Here is a 7,724-nt window from a genome sequence, read left to right as displayed (position 1 = left end):
CTCCTTTAGTGTATTCAATCTCTCCTTATACTCTCTTATGGGATGAATATTGGGATTGTAGAAAAATAGAGTTATATCAAACTCTTTACTGAACTCAGAGAATGGAACTATAAGGCATGGAGCACAGCAAACATGTAATAGAAGTTTCTTCATAAAGGTTTTTTACCATCTCCCATCTTCAGATGCCTGTATGCAAGATCTGTGGCAATCCTTCCCCTTGGTGTACGCTCTAAAAAGTTTATCTGAAGTAGGTATGGCTCATAAACATCTTCAATTGTCTCCCTGTCTTCACCTAAAATTGCGGCGAGGGTGTCTATACCTGCAGGACCTCCATTAAATTTTTCTATTAAAATTTTTAACAACCTTCTATCCTGTGGAGTAAGTCCCTTATCATCTATGCCAAGGGATTTCACCGTTTCAATTACCACATTCATATCTATTTTTCCTCTGTTCTTTATCTCGCTGAAATCTCTAACCCTTCTTAAGATTCTTAGTGCAACACGGGGAGTTCCTCTTGATCTTTTAGCTATCTCAAAAGCTTCTTCCTCTCCTATATCTATGTTAAACACTTTTGCCCCCCTCATAATTATCTTAACTATCTCTTCTGGTTTGTAAAATTCCAGTCTGAATATAATACCAAATCTCTCTCTTAGAGGAGAGGTGAGCATACCAACCCTTGTGGTGGAACCAATCAGGGTAAATGGTTCAAGGTTTATAGTTAATGTTCTTGCAGAGGGTCCTTTTCCATAAACGATATGGAGTTTAAAATCCTCCATGGCTGGATACAGAGTCTCTTCAACATTGTGTGGAATTCTATGGATTTCATCTATAAATAGAATGGACATCTTTGGCAAGGAAGTAAGTATTGCAGCGATATCTCCACTTTTCTCAAGGGATGGTCCTGTAACCGATTTAATCTGGGCTCTCATCTCTTTGGCGATTACATAGGCAAGGGTGGTTTTTCCTATTCCTGGAGGACCATATAGAAGAATGTGATCCAACGGTTCCCTTCTCTTTATGGCAGCATCCAAAAATATTCTTAAGTTTCTCTTTATCTTTTCTTGACCAATATAGTCCTTTAAACTTTCAGGTCTTATGGGTATATCTCTCTCACTTCCCTTCATTTTTTATCTCTTTCAGGGCAAGTTTCACTATTTCATCCACTTTCAACTCTTTACCCTTCTTTCTCCTTACTTTCCTTACAATATCATAAACTTTATCCTTTTCAAATCCCAGGGATAGAAGAACTTTTACTGCCTCTGAAAATTCATCTTCCTTCAAATAACTCTCCTCTATATCCTTTGATAGAAAATTTACAATGTCCTTAAGAATTTTTTTTCTTACACCTTTAACGATTAGATCCTCTTTGTTTTCAATGGCTTTGTAAAGTTCAGATGGGGTGTAGTATCTGAATAGAGACAGGATTGATTTTGGTCCAATTCCTGGAAGTTTTATCAGTTTCTCAAAAAGAGTTAGTTCCTCAAAGGTCAAAAAGCCGAATAGATTCTGTTCTCTGCTGTCGCTTACATGTGATACAAAAATTTCATCTTTGATCTTTTCAGGATATGGGACAAAAACTTTAAAGCCTATACCCGATGGGGTAAGGATTACTATTGAATTTTCCTCCCTTGCTATCACTTTGCCTTTAAGAAAGGAGATCACCTTTTTCCTCAAAAGTTTTTGTGTTTATGTAAGCAAGAGCTATCGCTATTGCATCAACGGAATCATCCTCTTTTATTCTTTTCTTAAATAGAATTTCAGCCATTCTCTTCATCTCCTTCTTTCCTGCTCTTCCAAATCCTGTAAATGAACTCTTCACTTTAGAAGGTGATATTTCAGATATCTCTGAATTAAATAGAGAGGTGAGGAGAAGAATTACTCCTCTTACCTCTCCTATCCGCATTGCTGTTTTAACATTCTTCTTAAAATAAAGTTTTTCTAAAACAGTAACTTCTGGCTTGTATTTTTTGAATAGAGATTGTAATTTCTCAAAGATCTCCCTTAACCTTATGTTATATGGAGTGGTTTTCTTCGTTTCTATAACTCCATATTCAACAAGAGAAGGTGGATCTTTATCCTCTACTATGGCATATCCAAGGTTTGAAAGACCAGGGTCAATTCCGAGTATGAGCATCTATTTCATGGAAAGAGCTATTCTTTCCATTTCCTCATCGGAAATTTCAAAATTTGAAAATACTTTCTGAATATCGTCATGATCTTCAAGTTCACTTATGAGTTTGAGTGTCTGCTCTGCTTTCTCACCCTCTACTTTTACACTATTCTTTGGTATCATTACAAAATCTGCGGATACAACTTTAATGCCATTCTCCTCAAGGGATTGCTTTACTTTGTAAAGGTCAGAGGGAGAGGTATAGACATAGACTTCACTATCTTCCCTTTTAAGGTCTTCAGCTCCTGCATCGGCAGAGATTAGAAGTATATCATCATCTGACATTCCCTGAGGGTCAATTTTTAACTGCCCTTTTCTTTCAAACATCCATGAGACACATCCATTTTCTCCAAGGCTTCCTCCATGTCTTGAGAATATTCTTCTAATTTCTGCAGTTGTTCTATTCTTGTTGTCAGTTACAGCTTCCACATAGACAGCAACTCCTCCAGGTCCATAACCTTCGTAAACTATTTCCTCATACTTCTGACCCTCTAACTGTCCTGTGCCTCTTAGTATCGCCTTCTTAATATTCTCAGAGGGCATATTGGCTTCCTTTGCCTTCTCTATGGCAGTTCTAAGTCTTGGATTTGTCTCTGGATCTCCTCCACCTTCTCTTGCAGCAATGGTTATCTCTCTTATGAGCTTACTGAAGAGCTTCCCTTTCTTTTTATCAACTGCAGATTTTCTTGCCTGTATGTTATGCCATTTGGAATGTCCTGACACCTATTTCACCTCCTTTCTTTGATTGTTTTTATAAACATCTCATGAATTCTTGTATCCTCTGTAAGTTCAGGATGGAAGGATGCACCAAGTATATTCTTCTGTCTTACAAAAACAACTCCCCTATCTGTTCTGGAGAGAATCTCAACATTCTCTCCAACTTTCTCAACTATGGGTGCTCTAATGAATACTGCATGAAAAGGTTTATCAAAGCCCTTTATCTCTAAATCTACCTCATGACTATCAATCTGCCTCCCAAAAGCGTTTCTTCTTATCTTTACATTGAGGACTCCAATTCTTGGTTGTCCTGTTTCTGGCTCAATTTCCTTTGCGAGAAGTATAAAACCAGCACATGTTCCAAAAACAGGAAGTCCCTTCTCAATCTTTTCTCTAATTATATCAAGAAGGTTGAACCTTTTAAGTAATTTTCCAATTGTGGTTGATTCCCCACCTGGTATAATAAGCCCAGAAACCTCCTCTAATTCATCCCTTGTCCTTACTCTAACACCCTCAACTCCAATTTTATTCAGTATATTTAGATGTTCTCTTACATCTCCCTGAAGTGATAGAACTCCAATCTTCACTACATACCTCTTTTTTGAAGTAGCTCTTCCTCTTTTAGAGTCCTTATATCAATACCCACCATTGGTTCTCCGAGATCTTTAGAGACTTCCTTTAGTATTTCAGGTTTATCGTAGTATGTAACAGCATCTACAATTGCCTTCGCCCTTTTTCTTGGGTTTCCAGATTTAAATATTCCAGATCCAACAAATACTCCATCAGCTCCTAACTGCATCATAAGAGCAGCATCTGCTGGTGTTGCTATTCCTCCAGCAGCGAAGTTTACAACGGGAAGTCTTCCAAGTTCTTTCACTTCTATAACAAGTTCAAGGGGTGCTCCTATTCTCTTTGCTTCTGCCATGAGTTCATCCTCTGTCATAGATTTAATCTTTCTAATCTCATCCATAACTGCTCTCATGTGTCTTACCGCCTCAACAACATTTCCCGTACCTGCCTCTCCCTTTGTTCTTATCATTGCTGCTCCCTCAGCAATTCTTCTCAATGCCTCCCCAAGATTCCTTGCCCCACAAACAAATGGTATTTTGAATTTCCATTTATCTATATGATGCTCCTCATCAGCAGGAGTCAATACTTCGCTTTCATCAATGAAATCAACCCCAAGTGCCTCAAGTATCTGAGCCTCCACAAAATGTCCAATTCTAACCTTTGCCATAACGGGTATGGTAACAGATTTCATTATATCTTCAATAAGAGCAGGATCTGCCATTCTTGCAACTCCACCCTCTTTTCTTATATCTGCTGGAACCCTTTCCAATGCCATAACTGCCACTGCACCTGCCTCTTCTGCAATCTTTGCCTGTTCAGGATTTGTGACATCCATGATTACACCACCTTTTAACATATCAGCCAATCCTCTTTTGACTTTCACTGTACCATATTCTTTCATCTCTTTAACCTCCAATAAATAGTTTATCACCGAGAAAGAGTGAGGTCAATTAAGGTTAGTGAGGGATTAATCATCTCTATATATGATAATGGTTTTTGTGTCTCCTTCCCACTCAACATTAAATCCAAGACTCTCTGCAACAAATCTTAAAGGTATGAATGTTCTTCCATTCAAAATTATTGGATAAATATTCTCATTTTCAGGATCTATACATACAGTTTCATTGTTTAACAAAGCCTCCCTTTTTTCAATCCATAAAGTTAGAGTATTATCTTCAAACTTAACCACAATTTTCCTCTCTTCACCATACCACTCCACTTTACCGCCAAGTCCTTCCACTATAAACCTTAATGGAACAAAGGTTCTTCCCTCTTTTATAAAGGGAGGAAACTCAAGTTTATATACATTAGAACCTATCCATGCAGTGGTATCTCCAATCTTTAATATTATCCTCTTTCCCTCATAAACAATGTTTAGGTAGTATATGCTGGTATTCATTGAGAGGTCCCAGATCTTTATCTTAAATAAGTTTAATCCAGTGGATAGAGTTACTGGAAACTCAAATTTTTTATCTACCACTTTTACAGGTTGACCATTTATGTAAACAAAAGCATCCTCATTTATTCTCCCAGTTATAGTTATCTCTTTTTCATTGACCTTCTCTCCATCCTTTGGATGTATATATTCAATTTTTGGTGGAGTGGTGTCATAGTGCACCAATATAACCTTTTCGTTTTTGTTTCCTGCCATATCCTCTGCTGTTATTTTTACATAATAATTGCCATCTTTTATAGGATTTAGCTTTACATAGTATGTTTTTAAAAGCTTATTTTCAGATACTACACCCTTAATCTCCCCCGTTGAGACGGAGACATCTTTTAAATTCTCCTCACGAACTTTAAAGATTAAAAACCTTTTGCCATTCAGGTATTGTTCTTCTTTTGCGATAATTTCTGGAGATAGTTTATCCACAACTATATCTATCTCTTTTGAATCAACCTTTTTATCATTGACAAAACCCTCAACAAGGATTTTGTTTTCTCCTGTATTTAGACCTGTTAATTTAATAGAAGCACTTCCATCCTTTGCATAGTAAAATTTATCATTTATCTTTATATATCCATTTCTTAAAAATCCTATTTTAATATCTACACTCTCTTTATTTGTGTACCTAGGATACTCAATCTCAAGAGTTTTTAGATTCTCGTATAGATAACTTTCAAGGATTTTGAAGAATTCGTAAGTTTCACCAACATCTGATGGATTGAATGAGAAGTATATATTCCTGTTCTTTTCAACAGAGGCAAAAGTTCCATTCTCAAATGTAAAAATTGGTTTCTCTTTTGAAACAAAGGAACTTCCGTCACTTAGGGTAAAGGTTTTATCTTTAAATGAACCATCCAGTCCAGATATATCTCCCTTTGACTCCTTCAAATCCCTGATACCAAAATAGTTTACAGTCATTGAGTCAGGATTCTTATTGAATATTACAAAATTTACCATCCTCGTACTTGGAAACTTATCAGTTAATACATACTGATAATCTTTGAGATTTGTGTCCTTTGTAATTTTTTCAAAATCAGGAAAATCAAACTTAGAGGCAAATAGTTTTTTTGGTTTAAGGATTATATCCATTGATTTATCACTTTTTAGATCTATACTTTTCTTGAAGGGATAGAATCCCTGTGAATAAACTTCAAGGGTATATTTATCAGGTTCAAGGTTTTCAAATGTTCCACCACCAAAACCTTCTATCTCTTTATTTCCAATCTTAGCTGTGAAAGAGAGAGGAATTTTATTATTCTCTGAGCATACATTTATATTTAAGTTAACCTTAGAAGAAACAATCATGGTTTCTTCAGTGACCTCTCCCTTTTTTATGGTTATCTTCTTTTTCACACCCCTAACATTAATTGTGTAAGTTCCTGGAAGTAGAAAATACATAAACAGCCCTTCTTTTTGTGTTTTTCTTCTAATTCCCTTTTCTTCTATATAGACATCACCGTTATACAATTCTCCATTCTCTCTTTCAATATGGAGTTTTAGTAAGCCGTTGATACCTGTGTAATCAAGTGCAGTAAATGCTATACCCTTGGTTTGTTCCCATGTAGGTTCAATCTTTTCTGGAGGTGGGTCAAAGAAATCTTCAAAGGAGTTTAGTTCTATGGTAAAGGAAAGAGTTCCCATATCTCCATAAAACCAATCATCTGAATCACCGCTGGTTGTATAAAGATAGGAACTCTGCATTGGATAGTAGTCATAGGGTCCAGGGTAGTCATTATCATTTGGTGGTCCTGTGGTTTTAGCCATATCCTCCGCTATCCTTTCAAAAATTTCCTCATCAGGCGGAGGATTCTTTGTGTATCCCCACGGATACAGAATTAATTCTGAAAAACTATGATACGAGACCACAAGATTGAATGGATGTTTGTAGGCAAGATTTCTTATAGCCTGATTCTCTAACTCTGAGAAAGGATATGGACCCCTGTAGGTCTCTGATGATGTATTTCCAGATGAACCACTGAGTCCCCACATATAACCATAATTCCTGTTGTTATCCACACCAAATGTTCCGTCTCCATTATCTCTTCTATTCTTTCTCCACATTCTATCAACCTTCACAGAGTATGTGTGTCCGTCAGGATTGAGCATTGGAATAACCCATATTTCTATAGAATCCACCCATCTTTTTACTCTCTCGTCTCTTTTATAATTGGTAAGAAGGTAATCGATCAATTTTAGTGGTATCTCAACACTCATCCATTCTCTTGCATGATGACATCCTATAAAAAGTATCCTCTTGTTCTGTTCCTTACCAATTCTTACAGCCCAGATGTCTCTTCCCTCCAAAGTTTTGCCAATGGATTGGAGAGTGACAAGATCTGGATAATTTTCTTCATACTCCTTCAACTGAGCAGTTAGAGTTTCGTATGTATGATAGCCTTTTACTTCATCTCTAACAGTTCTTAAGGTGGTATGAGGAATAGATAGAGTTTGATTTCCAGAATACAGAGCAATATAACCATTTTTTGATTTCCCCACTATCTCAAGCCCTTCTATTTCATAAGAAGGTGTATCTTTCAATAGAACAATTCTTTTTTGTGCCCTACCTTCTATTTTAATGAAAGGGATAGAAAGGAGTAAAATTATAATAACAATTGCTGTAAATGGTTTTTTCATTATCTACTCCCTTCTATAAAACTTTTTATATCATAAAAATTAATTAAAAATGAAAATGACTTCTTTACATCATCTGGTAAGTTTGGACTGTATATTTTAACTCTATCTCCTACATTGACATAATCAAATATTTTCTCCACATCTTTGTTCTGAAGTCTTACACATCCCTGAGATACACTTTTTCCC

The 7,724-nt window shown here is 36.3% G+C and carries 9 protein-coding genes; all 9 read right to left on the bottom strand.

Annotated elements, in window-relative coordinates; all coding sequences use genetic code 11:
- Positions 1-153, bottom strand: a 153-nt coding sequence (locus tag J7J33_01565) for an epoxyqueuosine reductase QueH (GenBank protein ID MCD6167981.1), incomplete at its 3' end; no start/stop codon positions are given.
- Complete coding sequence (gene ruvB / locus J7J33_01560; GenBank protein MCD6167980.1) at positions 150-1,124, bottom strand: Holliday junction branch migration DNA helicase RuvB; 975 nt, start codon at positions 1,122-1,124, stop codon at positions 150-152. The genes J7J33_01565 and ruvB, both read right to left, overlap by 4 nt.
- Positions 1,111-1,662: a hypothetical protein gene (locus J7J33_01555; protein MCD6167979.1), complete on the bottom strand. Its 552-nt coding sequence runs from the start codon at positions 1,660-1,662 to the stop codon at positions 1,111-1,113. The genes ruvB and J7J33_01555 overlap by 14 nt, the downstream gene beginning before the upstream one ends.
- A complete protein-coding gene (locus J7J33_01550) occupies positions 1,646-2,134 on the bottom strand; it encodes a crossover junction endodeoxyribonuclease RuvC (protein MCD6167978.1) in 489 nt (162 codons plus the stop codon). Before J7J33_01550 ends, J7J33_01555 begins: the two co-directional genes overlap by 17 nt.
- Complete coding sequence (locus tag J7J33_01545; protein MCD6167977.1) at positions 2,135-2,893, bottom strand: YebC/PmpR family DNA-binding transcriptional regulator; 759 nt, start codon at positions 2,891-2,893, stop codon at positions 2,135-2,137.
- A 5-nt stretch (positions 2,894-2,898) separates the two neighbouring features.
- On the bottom strand, positions 2,899-3,474 hold the full coding sequence (gene pdxT / locus J7J33_01540; GenBank protein MCD6167976.1) for a pyridoxal 5'-phosphate synthase glutaminase subunit PdxT: 576 nt from the start codon (positions 3,472-3,474) through the stop codon (positions 2,899-2,901).
- A complete protein-coding gene (gene pdxS / locus J7J33_01535; GenBank protein MCD6167975.1) occupies positions 3,474-4,358 on the bottom strand; it encodes a pyridoxal 5'-phosphate synthase lyase subunit PdxS in 885 nt (294 codons plus the stop codon). The genes pdxT and pdxS overlap by 1 nt, the downstream gene beginning before the upstream one ends.
- A gap of 66 nt (positions 4,359-4,424) precedes the next feature.
- Positions 4,425-7,538 (bottom strand): hypothetical protein, encoded by a 3,114-nt coding sequence (locus tag J7J33_01530; GenBank protein MCD6167974.1) that lies wholly within the window; start codon positions 7,536-7,538, stop codon positions 4,425-4,427.
- A partial coding sequence (locus tag J7J33_01525; GenBank protein MCD6167973.1) for a L,D-transpeptidase occupies positions 7,538-7,724 on the bottom strand: 187 nt, incomplete at its 5' end. The genes J7J33_01525 and J7J33_01530, both read right to left, overlap by 1 nt.

This window comes from Caldisericia bacterium, from assembly GCA_021158845.1.
Classification (GTDB): domain Bacteria; phylum Caldisericota; class Caldisericia; order B22-G15; family B22-G15; genus B22-G15.
Note: the sequence above shows the minus strand (reverse complement) of the source record. Positions and strands in the feature narration are given on the sequence as shown.